The organism is Mangrovibacterium diazotrophicum (assembly GCF_003610535.1).
In the GTDB taxonomy this organism is placed as follows: Bacteria; Bacteroidota; Bacteroidia; order Bacteroidales; family Prolixibacteraceae; genus Mangrovibacterium; species Mangrovibacterium diazotrophicum.
The window spans coordinates 3,131,898-3,148,886 of sequence record NZ_RAPN01000001.1; the positions used below are offsets into that span (position 1 = coordinate 3,131,898).

A 16,989-nucleotide genomic window follows, 5' to 3' on the forward strand; every position below is an offset into this window, starting at 1 on the left:
CGAATTTGAATTAAATCCAACCAATATATGCTCCATTTCTTCCCAAAAATCCGCTACCAATTGGCATCCGAAAATAGGGTGGCCAAATACTTGCGTTATGCCATTGGTGAAATACTGCTGGTCGTAATCGGGATTTTGATTGCCGTCCAGATTAATAACTGGAATGAAAACCGAAAGAAAAACCAATCAGTGGAACAACTCATCACCGTATTAACCAAAGATCTCGAATTTAATATTGTCCATTCATCCGAGCTTATTGAGTGGTCCTACGAAAGGGACTCGATTTTCCAACTGATTACAACTAAAAAGGTCACGCGCGAAATGCTCATTAAAAACCCGAATTTGATTATTAAAGGAGGATCAGCGACAAGGCGTTACCCGGATGAGAACCTGAACGACATATTGGCTGGAGAAAACTACATTCCGGAGCGCTATAGCGGTTTGGTTCCGGACCTAAAAGAGTTGAAAGTCCTTCTGGAGTCTCAGAAAAAGTGGGAAACCGCAGTCCTTGAATTCAATGAAAACTGGGCAAAATATCAAAACGACAATCTGCCCTGGCTACATCAAACCGATCCGGCATCGAAAGAAGCAAAACTGGATTATTACCTCAACGATCCCTACTATATCAACCGCTTGTATTGGTACGCCACGCTCCAGTTTGACGAAAACACCTACGATGCCACGAAAATAAGCTCATTATCTGTTGCCTTGTTATGGTTGATTAATGCGGTGAAAGTCAACCCGGACAAGATTGACTTTATGACATTTATGAAACAGCATGGTTTTGTTCCTTTTGAGGAAAAAGACAGCAACGCAAGTTTCGATTCGCTTGAATATCGCACGCAGTTTCGCATGAGCTTCCCGATATACAATAACCTTGGCAGCGCGGTAACCTTAAAAAGAACCAGTGCCGATGATGGCGAAACAACAACCTACACCCTTCCCGACAGTCCTGAATTTTACTTTTTCCCAAACCTCAACCATGGCGATATTTGGGAATACAGCGATAAAAACGGGAACGTTCGGAAATACAGAAGCACCCGAAACGGCTATTTAATCATTCAATAAAAATTATACGATGCTCCGCTTTTTCTCAACAATCCGCTACAAACTCGCTGCCGAAAACCGGGTGGGCAAATACCTGCGCTATGCCGTTGGCGAAATACTGCTGGTCGTAATCGGCATCTTGATTGCCCTGCAAGTGAACAACTGGAACAATTCGAATAACGACCACAAGCGGATGAAAATAGCACTCAAAGCTATTAGCAACGACCTGGTGAAAGACAGTTTGTTTTTAACCCGCTATTTCGCAGTCAACTCAACAGAACAGCTGGCATTGAATAATCAATTTCGGGACAGGGTATTGAGCGAACAAGCAAACCTGGATACCCTGGTAAAAATTGCAGCACACGAATTCAGTTATACCTGGATGCCGATTCCCAAGTTCAATACGGATACCTACGAAAGTTTAAAATCTACCGGACTCATTGAAAAGGTTCCGGACTCTCTAAAAGTCGCACTGTCCAAACTTTACAACGAAGAGAACTTTTCGAATAAGATTTTTGAAGATCTAAACAATCAATACCGGGAACGTCTGGCTGAATTTCAGAAAACATACCCGATCGTTTTTGGACATAAAACTCACCAGGCTTATATCACCGACCTATCCTGGGAAAATGTTGATCCCCTCCATTTCAATCCCCGATTTTTTGGCATTATAAGCACCCGGCATATCCTATACAAAACCTATACGCAGCAAATTCAAATCCTACTGACACACATCAGGAACACACTTCGTTTGTTAGACGAGTTTAACCACGATAAAAGCACCTGAGGTTAAGGACGAACACAGGGATTTCAATCGCATTAAGGTGAACAACCGGAACGAAACCAAAGTATAACACGCAAAACCCGCGATAACATGAAACAACCTATCCTTCTACTGACACTGCTCCTTAGTACTATTGTGGGCTACAGCCAGGAAATCAAGTTTCTGGAATATTCCTATTCCGAATTCTTCAGGCTCATTCAGGAAGAGCAGGACTCCGTTTTCGTGTTTGAAAATGCCATCGTCACCTTCAACCCTGCAACCGACGAGGAATTTAAAGGCTTCTTTAAACAACGCGATTCGATCTTTCAATCTGAATCTTTTCCTGAAAAAGTCGTCGATAAAGAAATTCAGCTTCAAAATGTCATTTTCAAAAGCCGGATTATTGAAAGTCAGAAATACAAGGGCGAAAAAGTTACTGTTACTGAAGGCGCTTTTATTCACTTTCATTTTTTAAAAGCGGTCAGCCTGGTTGATGTTTACGCCTTTAATTGTTTTAATTCGAAATTCGAAAACAGTTTTTACTACGAGAACAAAGAAATCTGTTCGACTGACCAGTCGCTGATTGCCGGAATTTCGAACTCAAACTATTTCGCCTCCAACGAATTTAAAAATGCATTCTTCCGGTTTAATTGTGAGTCGGAAAATATTATCGTTTTCAATAACAAATTCGATATTGACAATAATAACCGGCGCTTCAGTCTGAATTTTATCGTCAACAACAACAGACTTACATCTTTTGGTAAAAACAGGATCAACGGTTCGCGATTGGTATACTTGAGCCAGAACAACTGCCAATGGGTCGATTTTCGGGATAATAACTTCAATACAACGACTCAAATCTCCATCAGCAATATGCATGGGCTAAACCGTTTAATTGTCAAATCCAACACGTTTGAAAAACCCGTCATATTTGACATCGACAAATTTTACCCGGTAAAATACAGCGTTGAATGGAAACAGTTTGATAATGAGTTGATCGCTGATATGGGACTTGGCCCTTATTTGGCGAAAATTGCTTACGAAAAAAACATCCAATTCAACCCTTTTGACGATCAGTATCTCAAACAATATATTGACTCAATCCGGATTGCCGATGAAGATGCCTATACCGGGGAGATGGGCTTTCGGGGATTTTTCTACAATCATTACAAATCGATTTTTGATAACGAAAACGCCAACGCGGTCTATGTTAATTTGAAAAACCTGGAAACGAAAAGGCTGGCATATCTTTATAAAAACAATCCTACGTTCGACACTTTCTTCACCTGGAAGATTAACCAGTTTCTGAAGGTGTTTTCTGCCTACGGAACCAAACCATCTCGCGCCATCATTTTTTCGTTATACGTCATCCTCATTTTTGCCCTCTTCTACCTGTTCTTTCCCAACAGTTGGGACAGCCACGGAAAGCATCGTATCATTCACCGCTATAGCTTTTTCCTGAAGTATCTGCGACGCAACCAGGGCATCCATGAAGTGTATCTCGAGGAAAAGCAGCCTGAGTTACTGGGCTACGAACATTTCAGGCAGATGATTGAGGAATCGGAATATGAAGTTCCCCGCTTTTTCAGGGCTACAGCCTTGCCGCTCTACAAATGGTCGTTGTCAGGCACAAAGTTGACTGCGGCTGTACTTAGCAGAGTCGACGTCATGAAAGGAACCTGGCAGGAAGTGCCACCTGCTCACCGCTGGTGGAAAGGCCTACTGCTAATAGGCGCCTTTTTAATGGCGCTGGCTTGGGACGTTATTATCAAAATTTTGAACGCACTGATGCTCTCGATCAACACCTTTACCACCCTTGGTTTTGGCGAAATCCCCATTAAAGGTCTTCCTCGCTACCTGGCCATTGTGCAGGGTTTCATCGGCTGGTTTATGCTGACCATTTTCTCCGTTTCTCTGATTTCTCAACTTTTAAATTAATGGCAGACCTTATTCCATTTGAAAGATGACACGGCACCGTCGGTGCTTAATAACTTTTGCCGTTTAACTTCTGCCTTTTGCCTTCCTTTAATTACTTTTATTCTCCGAATACAAACAGCATCCAAGGAATGGCTAAAATAAAAACGGTTTATACCTGTCAGAACTGCGGCAACACCTCGCCCAAATGGGTGGGCCGCTGCACCAATTGCAGCGAATGGAACACCTACGTTGAAGAGGTGGAAGTGAAGCAAACGCAATCGCCTCTTCCCTCACGCTCGGCAAGTGGCGCCCAACCGCAACGGCTTTCGGAAGTTGGTGCCGGACAGGTAGAACGCATCGACACGCGCAACAGCGAGCTGAACCGCACCCTTGGTGGCGGACTGGTTCCGGGATCGCTGGTTTTAGTTGGCGGTGAACCGGGCATCGGTAAATCGACGCTAGTGTTACAGGTGGCACTCGACCTCACCGGCCGCAAAATTCTGTATGTTTCGGGTGAAGAAAGCATTCAACAGATTAAGATCCGTGCCAACCGTCTGAAGCGCGAAAACGAGAACTGCTATTTCCTGAGTGAAACATCGCTGGAAAACATCCTGACACATTGCGAACACATGGAGCCGGAATTGCTCGTGGTCGACTCCATCCAAACCGTGGCCACTTCTTATATTGAATCGTCGCCCGGCTCAGTGTCACAAATCCGCGAGTGCACCAACGGCATTCTCAAGTTTGCCAAGGAGCGCCGCATCCCGGTTATTCTCATCGGGCACATTACCAAGGAAGGCAGCCTTGCCGGCCCCAAGGTACTGGAGCACATGGTCGACACGGTGCTGCAGTTCGAAGGCGAAAACCAATACATGTACCGGATCCTGCGCTCCATTAAGAACCGCTTTGGCTCTACCTCGGAGTTGGGTATCTTCGAGATGAATAACACCGGCATGCGCGAAGTGAGCAACCCATCGGAGCTGCTCATCAACCGCGACGACGAAGGCTTAAGCGGAACAGCCATTGCCTGCGCTATCGAGGGAAACCGCCCGCTGCTGATCGAGATCCAGTCGCTGGTGAGCACAGCAGCCTACGGAACTCCGCAACGCTCCTCTACAGGCTTCGACCTGCGCCGCCTCAACATGTTGCTGGCTGTTTTGGAAAAACGCGCCGGCTTTAAGCTGGCAGCCAAAGACGTCTTCCTCAACATTGCCGGGGGCATCAAGGTCGACGATCCTGCTATCGACCTGGCCGTGATCTCGGCTGTACTTTCGTCCAACTTCGATCTATCCATCAGTAAGTCGCAGTGCTTTGCCGGAGAAGTTGGCCTTTCAGGCGAAATCCGCGCCGTAAACCGCCTGGAGCAACGCATCGCTGAAGCCGAAAAGCTAGGCATGAAAAAAATCTTTGTTCCGGCCAACGGCAAAGCCCTCAACTTCAGCAAATACAAAATTGAGATTGATCCCGTTTCAAGGGTCGATGAGTTTTTCAGGAAAGTGTTTCGGAAATAGTTGTTAGTCGAGAGTAGTGAGACACGAGTAATGAGTAATAAGAAGTCACTGGAAAACTTTGTGCAAACGGGCGAGAAAGTTGTTCAATTAAAATGAAATCATTCGATGCGGTGGGTCGGATACAATGTCCCCATTAAACGAAACCCAAACGTTGCCCGGGACGGAAGCTTTAATAAAAATCCTTTTCGCTAATTAATACACTGAAATTGAACATTCTATTACTCTAATTTAACAGCAAACAACCTGCTAGTTTGGATGAATTGTCTTAAATTAATAGATCAAAACATACCAAACTCCTTGTAACATGAAAAAAACCCTGGCGCTGTTAATCCTAACAGGTTTATTTTCGGCTTGCTCCTCCCCTAAACCACAGCAAGCAACACCAAGCTACCCGGTAGTCGAAGTCAAAACGGAAAACATCCCCATCGTCAAAGAATTTGTGGGGCAGACCTACGGCTTGTTCGATATTGCGATTCGAGCCCGCGTTGATGGCTACCTCGAAAATCTTCACTTTAAAGAAGGTGGACGCGTAAAAAAAGGACAACTGTTGTACACCATCGACCCGGCGCCATTTGATGCGAAAGTGGCCGAAGCAATGAGTAAGGTCGCTGAAGCCAAAACCCGCGTTGTTCAGGCCAAAAGCGACTACCAACGCTACAAGCCCCTGTCGGAGACCAATGCGGTGAGCCAAAGCGACTACGACGCCGCCGTGGCAAATCTTGGAGCCGCCGAAGCAGCATTGGAAGCCTCCAATGCATCGCTCGACTATGCAAAAATCCAGCAAAGCTACACACGTATTTTTGCCCCGATCTCGGGTATTATCGGACGTTCTGAAGCCCGCGAATCCGACTATGTCGGCATGGCTCCCAACCCGGTTGTGCTGAATACCATTTCCCGGATCGACACTATCCTGGTACGTTTCTCTTTGTCGGAGCTGGAATACCTGGAGTTTATCAAATACGCCAAGTCTAAAAATGCCGTTGCCAACCCTCAAAAACGGGATGCCGATATTGAGTTGATCTTTGCTGATGGTTCTGTTCATCCCTATCCCGGCAAACTCGATTTTGTAGACCGTAACATCGACCCGACCACCGGTACGTTGATGCTTCAGGCTTCTTTTCCAAATCCGGAAAGTACGGTGCGCCCCGGGCAGTTTGCCAAGCTACGAGGAACAGTCGATATTGAAAACGACGCCATCCTTATTCCTCAAAAATGTGTGCAGGAAATCCAGGGACAATACAATGTGTTTGTTGTCAACAATGAAAACAAAATCGAATTTCGGGAAGTAACAGTTGCCCAAACAATAGAAGATATGTGGGTGATTTCATCCGGATTGAAAGCCGGCGAAAAAATCATTTTGGAAGGGCTCAACAGTGTCCGAACCGGGATGACTATTCAACCTGACCTCACTCAGTTCAAATCAGTCAGAACTACGAAAGCACAATAACTATGGGAAATATATTTGTCAGAAGACCAATCGTTGCCATTGTTATTGCGATTGTCATGGTGATCGTTGGGAGTTTGTCCATGTTGCAGCTCCCTATGGAGCAATACCCGGACATTACGCCGCCAATGGTTGAAGTACGGGCCAACTATACCGGGGCCAACGCCCTGAATGTGGAGCAATCGGTAGCCACGCCGCTGGAACAACAGATCAACGGGGTGGATAACATGATTTACATGAAATCAACCAATGCGAACGACGGCTCCATGGCTATTCAGATTTCATTTGAAGTGGGCACCGACCCCGACATGAACACCGTGTTTGCCCAAAACCGCGTATCGGCTGCTACCGCCAAACTACCGGAAGAGGTGAAGCGACTTGGCGTAACCACCAACAAAAGTATGAGCAGCATCGTGCTTGCGCTGGCTGTTTACTCTGACGGTCGGTACGACCAGGAATTCCTCGGAAACTATTCGCTCATCAACATCCAGGATATCCTGGCACGGATTAAAGGAGTTGGACGGGTAAATGTACTTGGTGCTTCGGATTATTCGATGCGAATCTGGGTGAAACCCGACCGGCTCGCCCAACTCGGAATCACGGTTCCCGAGATCATGGGGGCTGTAAAAGAACAAAACGTGATTGTGCCGGGTGGTAAGTTTGGTGCCGAACCGGCGCCACCGGGAACCGAATTCACCTACACCGTTACCCTGCCCGAACGCCTGGTTTCGGAAAAAGAATTTGGCGACATCGTGATCCGCAACAACAAAGACGGAAGCCAGGTAAAAGTGAAAGATGTGGCCTCCATTGAACTCGGCGTGGAACGCTACACCACCAATGCCAAGTTTAAGGGACAGGACTGTGCTCTCATCACCATTTACCAGGCACCCGGAACCAACGCTGTTGAGCTGGGACAAAACATCATCTCAGCTATGGATGGACTATCCAATTCTTTCCCCGAAGGTGTCACCTACGATATCGCACTCGATGCAACTGCCCCCATCACGGCCGGGCTGAAAGAGGTAGCCATCACCCTGGTTATCGCTTTGTTGTTGGTAATCCTGGTGGTTTACCTGTTTATTCAGGACTGGCGGGCAACGCTCATTCCTACCATTGCCATCCCGGTTTCGCTCATTGCTGCCTTTGCGCTGTTCCCTTTGCTGGGATTTTCCATCAACACCCTTTCACTATTGGGATTAGTGCTCGCCATCGGGATCGTGGTGGACGACGCCATTGTCGTGGTTGAAGCCGTTCAGGTCAACATTGCCAACGGAATGGACAGCAAGGAGGCTACCATCAAAGCGATGAAAGAAGTTACAGCGCCCGTGATCGCCACCACGCTTGTTTTGGTGGCCGTGTTCATCCCGGTTGCTGCCATGGGAGGGATTACCGGTCGGTTGTACCAGCAATTTGCCATCACCATTGCCGTTTCGGTTTGCTTCTCTTCCATCAATGCCTTAAGCCTGAGCCCGGCGCTCGCATCCCTGCTCTTGCGCAAACCTGCAGAACCGAAAGGACTACTTGGGAAATTCTTCAAGGGCTTCAACAAAGCGTTCGACAGGTCATCGGTGTCGTATATGAATGCGACCAACATCTTTGCCCGCAAAATCAAGCGCAGCGTCATCTACATCGGCATCGTGGTCGTTCTTATGATGGTACTGGGCAAAATGGTTCCGGGTGGCTTTATTCCGGAGGAAGATCAGGGCTACCTGTTTATCAATGTGCAGTTGCCCGATGCCTCATCGCTGCAACGCACCGACAAAGTACTGGACAGAGCCACAGCAATTCTGTCCCAGGTTGAATACGTAGCAAGTGCAACTTCAGCATCCGGTTTCAACATGCTCTCGGGAAGCAACTCAACCAACGCCGGCGTCATTTTCCTCACCCTGAAGGACTGGGCTGAACGTGACAAAACGGCTAACGAAATCGCTCAATATCTGAACTACCTGTTCTATTCCCAAATCAAGGAAGCCCAGGTTTACGCTTTCGGTCCACCGGCAATTCCGGGTTTGGGAAACGGCTCCGGTTTCTCACTCATGTTGCAGGACAAATCGGGAAGTAGCCCGCAGTACCTGGCCGAACAAGCTGCCAAATTTATCCAGGCAGCCAATCAACGTCCCGAAATCGCCCGGATTTTCACCACCTTCCGGGCGAATGTGCCACAACGCAAACTCAACATCAACCGCGACAAAGCTTTGAAGTCAGGCGTATCGCTCAACGATTTATACACCAGCATCAGTGTCTTTCTCGGCGGTGCCTATGTGAACGACTTCAACCGTTTTGGCCGGCTGTATAAAGCCTACATCCAGGCTGAACCCGAATACCGGCAAAACGGAGATCAACTCAATCTCTTCTTCGTGAAAAACCGCGATGGCGAAAGCTTGCCGCTATCCTCGCTGGTTGAGGTCGACAAAAGTTATGGCCCCGATTTCACGAACCGGTTTAACCTGTACCGATCGGCCGAATTGTCGGGAACACCGGCCGCTGGTTACACATCGACACAGGCTCTGGACGCACTCGAGCAAGTTGCTGCCGAAGTTCTGCCGGCAACCATGAGTTACGAGTGGTCTGGTATGTCGTACCAGGAAAAGAAAGCATCCGGTTCCGGATCCATCGTTTTCGTTTTCGCCCTGATCTTTGTGTTTCTGATCTTGGCCGCTCAATATGAAAGTTGGTCACTCCCCTTCAGCATTCTCCTTGGAACACCGTTTGCCGTCTTCGGAGCTATGCTGTTTGTGTGGATCGCGCGGTTCTTCAGCTTAAGTTTTGAGAACAATGTTTTTATGCAGATCTCGCTCGTCATGCTGATCGCCATGGCTGCTAAAAACGCCATCCTGATCGTCGAGTTTGCAAAATTAAAATTTGAAGAAGGACTGAGTCTTTACGATGCTGCTATCGAGTCGGCCCGCCTGCGTTTCCGCCCAATCCTGATGACGGCCTTCTCTTTCATCCTCGGGGTGTTCCCCCTGGTGATGGCATCAGGCGCCGGGGCCGAAGCCCGCAAGGTAATGGGGATGGCCCTGTTGGGAGGAATGGTGCTCGCGACAGTACTGGGCGTTTTACTTTACCCGATGCTCTTCATCCTAATCGGCAGACTTGCCGGCTACGAAAAGAAACGTGAACTGGCAGCAAAAAAACAACAATCATGAAGCACTATATACGACAAATACCACTGGGAATAGTAGCCACTACCCTCATTTTACTCAGCAGCTGTCTGGGCACAAAGGATTACGTTCGCCCGGAAGTTGATACCCCGGATATGTTTCGTTTTTCGGAAGCAGATACCAGCTACAACACCGCTTTGGAATGGTGGGATCTTTTTGATGATCCGGTTTTGGACACGCTGATCAAAACAGCACTCGAGCGCAATAGCGATTTACAGGCAACGGCTTATAATGTAGAAGCAGTTCGTCAGCAGATGGCGATCCAGAAAGCAGACATGTTCCCCCAACTGAATGTGTCGGGCCAGGCCATGCGTGGGAATTTTATCGGGAGTGTTTTACCCGAAACGACCAACAGCTACCTGGTTGCCGGACAGGCAAGTTGGGACCTGATTTTCTGGGGCAAATACCGGAAGCTAAACGAGGCGGCAAAAGCGCAATACCTCGCTTCTGAATACGGATTGATTTCGCTTCGGCTTTCACTGATTACAACGGTAGCAACCACCTATTTTCAACTATTGGAGTACCGGGAAAAGCAGCAAATTGCAGAATCAACATTTGACATCCGCGACGATTCCTACCAACTGATCAAACAGCGGTTCGACGCCGGGATCATTCCGGAGATTGATCTGCATCATGCACAAATCCAAAAGTCGATTGCCGCCAGCGCCATACCGGTTTATAAACGCCTGGCCGCTTACTCCGAAAACGCTCTCTGCGTGTTGATTGGTGAGGCTCCCGATACGATCATGACAACACAAAAGCTGGACGCCGTTCATGTTGTGCCGGATATCCCTCCAGGTCTGCCATCTGATCTACTTGCCCGACGCCCCGACCTTTTGATTGCAGAGCAGGACCTGGTGGCGCAGTACGCCAATGTTGGTGTAGCCCAAGCCAATTGTCTTCCTTCGATCAGCCTAACCGGGACATTTGGAGTTGCCAGCAACGAACTGAGCTCGCTTTCGCTGAGTGATCCCATCTGGAACTTCGGCGGCAGCCTTCTGGCACCCATCTTTAACTGGAGTAAAAACCGCAACCGCGTGAAAGCCGAACAAAGTCGCCTGCAATCAGCAGAAGAAAACTACCGGAGCGTCGCGCTCTATGCTTTTAAAGAAGTGGAAGATGTACTGATTGAAATTTCTACTTTAAAGGAGGAACAAATTGCGTTGAAAGAACATGTTGAGGCTGCAACCGGCGCCATGGAATTGTCGTCGGAACGCTACGATAAAGGAATCGCCAGTTACATTGAGTACCTGGAAAGCCAGCGGCAGGCGTTTGACGCGCAAATGAACCTGGTGGGAAATCAGCAAAATATTTTATCCGCTTACGCCAAGCTGTTCCAGGCAGTTGGCGGAGGTTGGCAATAAATTCAGAATTCAAACCAAAGAAGCGAATGCAAACGACGTTTTGTGTTCGCTTTTTTTTTCAGAAATGCGTTTTGAGAAAGGCCCGGCAAATGACGGGAAAAAAAAGCTGTGGCCCCTGACCGCAGCTTTTAACAGTTACATTGCTCCCAACGATTGGCAGAAAGCGGGAGCCAATGAAGCCAGGGATGCGCCTCGATCGGCAGCGTCTTTACCCCGAAAACTTCGAATCACCGGCAGGTCTTCTGGCTCACCCAACTTCGGATGCCTTCCCGCTCCTCCCGATGGCAGACGGGATTGGGAACAGTGGCGTCAATTTCCGAAATCGTTCACGGGCTTACAGCTGCGGGGACAGCTCCGGTTTTACACCGGATTCCCTTTTCATCCGAACTGCTCGCACAGTTGCGGAACCGATAACAGGCGCAAAAATAAGCTTTCTCGACCACCCACAGGTTAAATTCAACTTAATTTTCGGAGAAATTCACAATTTGATTTTCATGGATTAAGACACGATAAAGCACGAAATTCACGAAGCTTTTCTGTCGCCAATGAACACTTGGAACTTGAGCGCCGAAACTTTAACTTTGGCGACATAATTGCATAAACGCTTTCAGATGAAAAACATCCTTTCGATTAGCTTGGTTTTGATTTTGCTTGTTGGAGTTTCGTGCCAGAACAAGGGCTACCCAAAGCCTGACGGGCTACCAAGTCAGAATGAGATGGTGGATATTCTTTACGAAATTCATCTGGCAGAAGCGATCGCCAACCGCAATCGTTACACCGTTCGCGACAGTACCAAAATCGAATCGGATGACATGTATCAAGCCGTGCTCGAGAAACACGGCCTCAATGATTCGATCATGGCGATGTCTGTCATTTATTATTCGGGCAAGCCAAAAGTTTACGAAAAAATCTACTCAAAAGTCGTTGAACGCCTGAATGTAAAAATCGAGGACATGAAAAAAAAGAGCGAGTTGAAAGTTGAAAGCCCTGAAGCAAAAGAATGAAATTCGCCGCTCATTACATCATTACCGGGACGGGAGAAATCCTTCCGAAAGGAATCGTTGAAGTCGATCAGGACGGCCGCATCATCAACCTTATTTCAAACGAAAAAGGACTGCGCGAACAAGCAGGCATGGAGTTTCACAGTGGTGTAATTTGTCCGGCCTTCCCCGATATATTCCAACACCTTCAGCTTGACGAACTGTTTGAGAAAGTTCCGGAACTTCGACCCTACCAAGCGTTTTTACCTGCTGACATTAGCCATCCCAAAGCTGTTTTCAATTGGATTAAGAATATTCAATTGAACGATCCAAAGACAGAACTCTCGGAACTCATCACCTTGTTCTGCAAAAAGCTTTCAGAGGTTTTGAACCAGCCCGAAACAGGAACGATCGAAATCGGCAAACGCCCCGGATTAGTTTTACTCAACGTTATGAATTACCAAAATTTGCGTTTGACCGAGGACTCGCGAATCCGAAAACTGAGATAATCTTTACTTTTGAACTGAAAACAAGCAAACATGTCCACATTCCTGTTTGATCAAATCATATTTGGCCCGGTAAAAAGCCGCCGACTCGGCGTATCCCTGGGGATCAACCTGTTGCCAACCGACAGCAAGGTTTGTTCCTTCGATTGTATCTACTGCGAGTGTGGCTGGACTCCCCGTAAACGGGAACACAAAGCAGAGTTGCCGCAAAGGGGGGAAGTTGCCAAACGATTGGAAGCGCAGCTGGCCAAGATGAAGCAAAACAAGGAACTTCCGGACGTGATTACCTTCGCCGGAAACGGTGAACCAACCATGCATCCCGATTTTGCTGAGATTATTGACGACACCATTGCCCTGCGCAATCAATATGCCCCGGAGTGCCGTGTTGCGGTGCTGTCCAATTCCACGATGATCCAGAAGGAAAGCGTTTTCAATGCCCTGCTGAAAATTGACGACAACATCCTGAAGCTCGACTCGGCAATCGCCCGGACCGTTGAGCTGCTCGATTGCCCGATGGGCCGTTTCGACCTGGAGTCCATTATTGATCGCCTGGCTCAATTCGGAGAATCGGCTTCAATTCAAACCTTGTTTGTGCGAGGCACCCACAAAGGCGAAAAAATCGACAACACCACGCCCGAGGAACTGGACGCCTGGATGGCAGCTTTGAAAAAGATTAAGCCGGGACAGGTGATGATTTACACCATCGCGCGTGACACCCCTGCCCAGGGACTGGAAAAAATCAGCACCGAAGAGATGAATAAGATAGCCGACCGCGTAAGAGAAGCCGGCTTCGAAGTGCAGGTTTCAGCCTAGTTGAGGCTGGTGCGTGTCCACTCAGTTGATTTGCCCAACCACTTAATACCAACAACATAACCTTTCAGGTAAAGCTTGTCGGTCGATCCGTCGAACCAGGCATAGCAATCGTAGGTTTTACCGGATTTCGGATCGTAGATGTGACCTTCTTCCCATTGCTTCTCGTCCAGATTGAAAGTCAGACCATCCAGAATCTGAAGTCCCAGAATTGAGCGGTTCTGCAATGACTCTTCCGGATTTTTCGTATCCTTCGGCGGTTGACCGTTCTCGTACTTTTCCGGAATCATGTAAACAATCTTTCCAACGTACTTTCCGTTTTGCTCAACCACTTCAATTTTCGACGTTTTTTCTTCGTTCCACCAAATACCGGTGATACTCTTCGAATTCTGGGCCGACGCCACGTTCAGGTATAAACCCAATGCCAGCAAAAAGAGGAATTTCTTCATAAGTCAATTTCAATATTAATCGGGTTAAAAGTAATTATTTTCAGGAATCCGGAGCCCACTTCTGCGGTAAATGAAAGTCAGACAAATCGTTATTGCATCACAAATATTGGGAGACACTGTAATGATTTGAACAAGTTGATACTTATTAACTCAGAAATAATTCCTTTCAACTATGAGAAAAATTAGAACTATCCTCGGAACGACTTTACTTGCACTCGTTCTTGCACTACTCGCGATCAGCTCTTTTGCCCAGCAAACCAACCGGGCTGAGATCGATGACAAATACAAATGGAACCTGACTGATATTTATCCTTCGGACGAGGCCTGGCGCGATGCAGTGAATGCCCTTTCCTCGGAGCTGGATCAAATTGAAACCTTCAAGGGAACGCTCACCAAATCGGCTGAAAACCTGCTGAAGGCGATGAAATTCAACAGCAATGTTTCAAAAGAAGCAACGCGTCTGTACATCTACGCCAGCATGAACTCGGATCTGGATAGCCGCGACAGTAAATACAACGGCATGAAACAGGAATTGCAACACCTGTTTGCCAATTTCGGCGCGAAGGCTGCTTTCATTGAGCCGGAGATTTTAGCAACCGATTGGGCAACCATCGACGGTTTCATCAAGGAAAAACCGGAACTGGAACAATACCGCATGGGTCTTGAAAACATGTTCCGCACCAAGGCGCACTCGCTGAGTGAAGGCGAAGAGCGAATTATGGCATTATCGAGCACCGTTACCGGTACTGCTGCCGACATTTACGGCACTTTCCGAAATGCAGAAATGCCGGCGCCCAAAGCTGTGCTGACCAACGGCGACACCATTGAGGTGACAAGCGCCGCGTACAGCCGCTACCGGGCTTCGTCGAACCGCGAAGATCGCCAGCGCGTGTTTGAAGCTTACTGGCACAACTTCGCCAAGTTTAAAGCCAGCATCGGTGAAATGCTGAACGGAAACGTGAAATCGGATATGTTCCAGGCACAGGCCCGCCGTTACGAATCCTCATTGAAGTCTGCACTTTACCCCAACAATATCCCGGTTGATGTGTACCATTCACTGGTTGAAAATGTCAACAAGAACTTACCGGCATTTCATCGTTACCTTGAGATTAAAAAACGTATGCTGGGTGTGGACACGCTCAAATACCTGGATCTTTACGCCCCGGTGGTGAAAGATGTTGATTTGAATTACACTTACGACGAAGGAAGCAAGCTGGTATTGGAAGCCTTAAAACCACTGGGTAAAGAATACACCTCAACCGTTAAAAAAGCGATTGACGAGCGCTGGATCGACGTTTACCCAACCGAGGGTAAAGTAACCGGTGCCTATTCCAACGGAGCTTTCTACGACGGCCATCCTTACATCCTGCTCAACTACAACGACCTTTACGACGATGTGAGCACCCTGGCACACGAGCTGGGGCACACCATGCAAAGCTATTTCAGCAACAAAAACCAACCTTACCCAACTTCCGACTATGCCATTTTTGTCGCTGAAGTTGCCTCAACCTTCAACGAGCAACTGCTATTCAACTACATGGTGAAAACGGTAAAAGACGAAGACGTAAAACTTTCATTGCTGATGAACTGGCTCGACGGATTTAAAGGAACACTGTTCCGCCAAACCCAGTTCGCCGAATTTGAACTGAAAATCCACGAAGAAGCAGAGAAAGGGAACCCGCTTACCGGCGACAGCTTCTCTGAAATTTACGACGACATCGTAAAACGCTATTACGGACACGATCAAAACATCTGCTTTGTTGACGACTATATTGATATGGAATGGGCCTACATTCCCCATTTCTACTACAACTTCTATGTGTATCAATACAGTACCTCGTTCACGGCATCGATCTCGCTGGCTGAAAAAGTGATGAGCGGCGATAAAAAAGCGCTGGAAAACTACATGACATTCCTGTCGGCCGGCAGCTCCGACTACCCGATTGAGCTTTTGAAAGCAGCCGGAGTTGACATGACCACCGCTGAGCCTTTCGAAAAAGCGATTGCGGCGATGAACAAAGTCATGGATGAAATTGAAGTCATCCTTGACAAAAAAGGATTGTAAACTCGAACTACGAAACATAAACAAAAGACTGCCCAAACGGCGGTCTTTTGTTGTTTTCACTGATAGTCAAGTCCCTGTTCACAAAAACAGAGTTGCAGGTATTCTTTATTTTTATCATTTTAGATGTCTTAACACCTCAACCACTCACGAAACAGGACTACATGACCAGAACCCTACGATTGAAATGCGTGCTGACAATTTCGCTGTTCAGCATGATTAGCCCCGCCTTTCTCCGGGCAAACTCGGCTCAAAAAGACAGCACACAAACCATTGAAACACCCGCAGAACTCAAATTTAAACCGCAAGCCCTGATTGTACCTTCGGTGTTAATTGGTTTTGGAGTGGTTGGGCTTGAAAGCGATTGGATAAAAAGCATCAACGGGGAAATCAAAGAGGAAATTAATGAGAATGTCGACGAAGGTGCTACAATAGACAATTTTACGCAATACATGCCCATGGTCAGTGTTTATGCGCTAAACGCGATGGGAATAAAAGGCAAGCACAACCTGAAGGATCGGACCGTAATCATTGCCACCGCTTACCTCATTATGGGAGTTACGGTGACAACGATTAAAAATACCACCAAAGTCATGCGCCCGGATGGCAGTTCCCGAAATTCGTTTCCTTCGGGACACACGGCAACAGCGTTTATGGGAGCTGAGTTTCTGTACCAGGAATACAAAGACCAATCGATTTGGTACGGCGTTGCCGGATACTCGTTGGCAGCAGCTACCGGATTTTACCGCATGTACAACGACCGGCACTGGCTCACCGATGTTGCTGCCGGCGCGGGCATCGGAATTTTAAGTACCAAAATTGCCTATTGGGTGCACCCGGTTTTTAAAAGCAAGAACAAGAAACCTCAAGGCCCGGACAAATTATCGCTGGAGAGTTTGGTCCCGTATAGCAACGGCAAACAAACCGGCGTCTGCATGCTCCTTCGATTCTAAATAAAAAGAGGAGAGGGCG

Annotated in this window: 13 protein-coding genes and 1 riboswitch; of the genes, 12 read left to right on the forward strand and 1 reads right to left on the reverse strand. The window is 47.5% G+C overall.

The window, feature by feature from the left end; all coding sequences use genetic code 11:
- Nucleotides 1-27: 27 nt before the first annotated feature.
- The 10 genes from BC643_RS12325 (at nucleotide 28) to BC643_RS12370 (ending at nucleotide 13,509) form a co-directional block, all read left to right on the forward strand.
- Nucleotides 28-1,068: a DUF6090 family protein gene (locus BC643_RS12325; RefSeq protein ID WP_120273377.1), complete on the forward strand. Its 1,041-nt coding sequence runs from the start codon at nucleotides 28-30 to the stop codon at nucleotides 1,066-1,068.
- A 10-nt stretch (nucleotides 1,069-1,078) separates the two neighbouring features.
- Entirely contained in the window at nucleotides 1,079-1,834 is a 756-nt protein-coding gene (locus tag BC643_RS12330; protein ID WP_120273378.1) for a DUF6090 family protein, read from the forward strand.
- Between the two features lie 87 nt (nucleotides 1,835-1,921).
- Nucleotides 1,922-3,748: a potassium channel family protein gene (locus tag BC643_RS12335; RefSeq protein WP_120273379.1), complete on the forward strand. Its 1,827-nt coding sequence runs from the start codon at nucleotides 1,922-1,924 to the stop codon at nucleotides 3,746-3,748.
- A 128-nt stretch (nucleotides 3,749-3,876) separates the two neighbouring features.
- Nucleotides 3,877-5,238, forward strand: coding sequence for a DNA repair protein RadA (radA, locus tag BC643_RS12340; protein ID WP_120273380.1), 1,362 nt, complete (start codon nucleotides 3,877-3,879; stop codon nucleotides 5,236-5,238).
- 304 nt (nucleotides 5,239-5,542) lie between these two features.
- Nucleotides 5,543-6,685 (forward strand): efflux RND transporter periplasmic adaptor subunit, encoded by a 1,143-nt coding sequence (locus BC643_RS12345; RefSeq protein ID WP_120273381.1) that lies wholly within the window; start codon nucleotides 5,543-5,545, stop codon nucleotides 6,683-6,685.
- 2 nt (nucleotides 6,686-6,687) lie between these two features.
- On the forward strand, nucleotides 6,688-9,831 hold the full coding sequence (locus tag BC643_RS12350) for an efflux RND transporter permease subunit (protein ID WP_120273382.1): 3,144 nt from the start codon (nucleotides 6,688-6,690) through the stop codon (nucleotides 9,829-9,831).
- Nucleotides 9,828-11,210 (forward strand): efflux transporter outer membrane subunit, encoded by a 1,383-nt coding sequence (locus BC643_RS12355; RefSeq protein ID WP_120273383.1) that lies wholly within the window; start codon nucleotides 9,828-9,830, stop codon nucleotides 11,208-11,210. The genes BC643_RS12350 and BC643_RS12355 overlap by 4 nt, the downstream gene beginning before the upstream one ends.
- A 215-nt stretch (nucleotides 11,211-11,425) precedes the next feature.
- Nucleotides 11,426-11,637, reverse strand: a riboswitch (cobalamin riboswitch).
- A 184-nt stretch (nucleotides 11,638-11,821) separates the two neighbouring features.
- Nucleotides 11,822-12,214, forward strand: a complete 393-nt coding sequence (locus BC643_RS12360; RefSeq protein WP_120273384.1) for a DUF4296 domain-containing protein — start codon at nucleotides 11,822-11,824, stop codon at nucleotides 12,212-12,214.
- Nucleotides 12,211-12,699: a hypothetical protein gene (locus BC643_RS12365; RefSeq protein ID WP_120273385.1), complete on the forward strand. Its 489-nt coding sequence runs from the start codon at nucleotides 12,211-12,213 to the stop codon at nucleotides 12,697-12,699. The genes BC643_RS12360 and BC643_RS12365 overlap by 4 nt, the downstream gene beginning before the upstream one ends.
- A gap of 30 nt (nucleotides 12,700-12,729) precedes the next feature.
- Nucleotides 12,730-13,509 (forward strand): radical SAM protein, encoded by a 780-nt coding sequence (locus BC643_RS12370; RefSeq protein WP_120273386.1) that lies wholly within the window; start codon nucleotides 12,730-12,732, stop codon nucleotides 13,507-13,509.
- Here the strand turns inward: BC643_RS12370 and BC643_RS12375 are convergent.
- Complete coding sequence (locus tag BC643_RS12375; RefSeq protein WP_120273387.1) at nucleotides 13,506-13,955, reverse strand: DUF2147 domain-containing protein; 450 nt, start codon at nucleotides 13,953-13,955, stop codon at nucleotides 13,506-13,508. The two genes, BC643_RS12370 and BC643_RS12375, sit on opposite strands and share 4 nt — an antisense overlap.
- 172 nt (nucleotides 13,956-14,127) lie before the next feature.
- Here BC643_RS12375 and pepF point away from each other — a divergent pair, with 172 nt between their 5' ends.
- Complete coding sequence (pepF, locus tag BC643_RS12380) at nucleotides 14,128-16,020, forward strand: oligoendopeptidase F (protein ID WP_120273388.1); 1,893 nt, start codon at nucleotides 14,128-14,130, stop codon at nucleotides 16,018-16,020.
- 161 nt (nucleotides 16,021-16,181) lie between these two features.
- Complete coding sequence (locus BC643_RS12385; RefSeq protein ID WP_245994931.1) at nucleotides 16,182-16,970, forward strand: phosphatase PAP2 family protein; 789 nt, start codon at nucleotides 16,182-16,184, stop codon at nucleotides 16,968-16,970.
- Nucleotides 16,971-16,989: the final 19 nt, after the last annotated feature.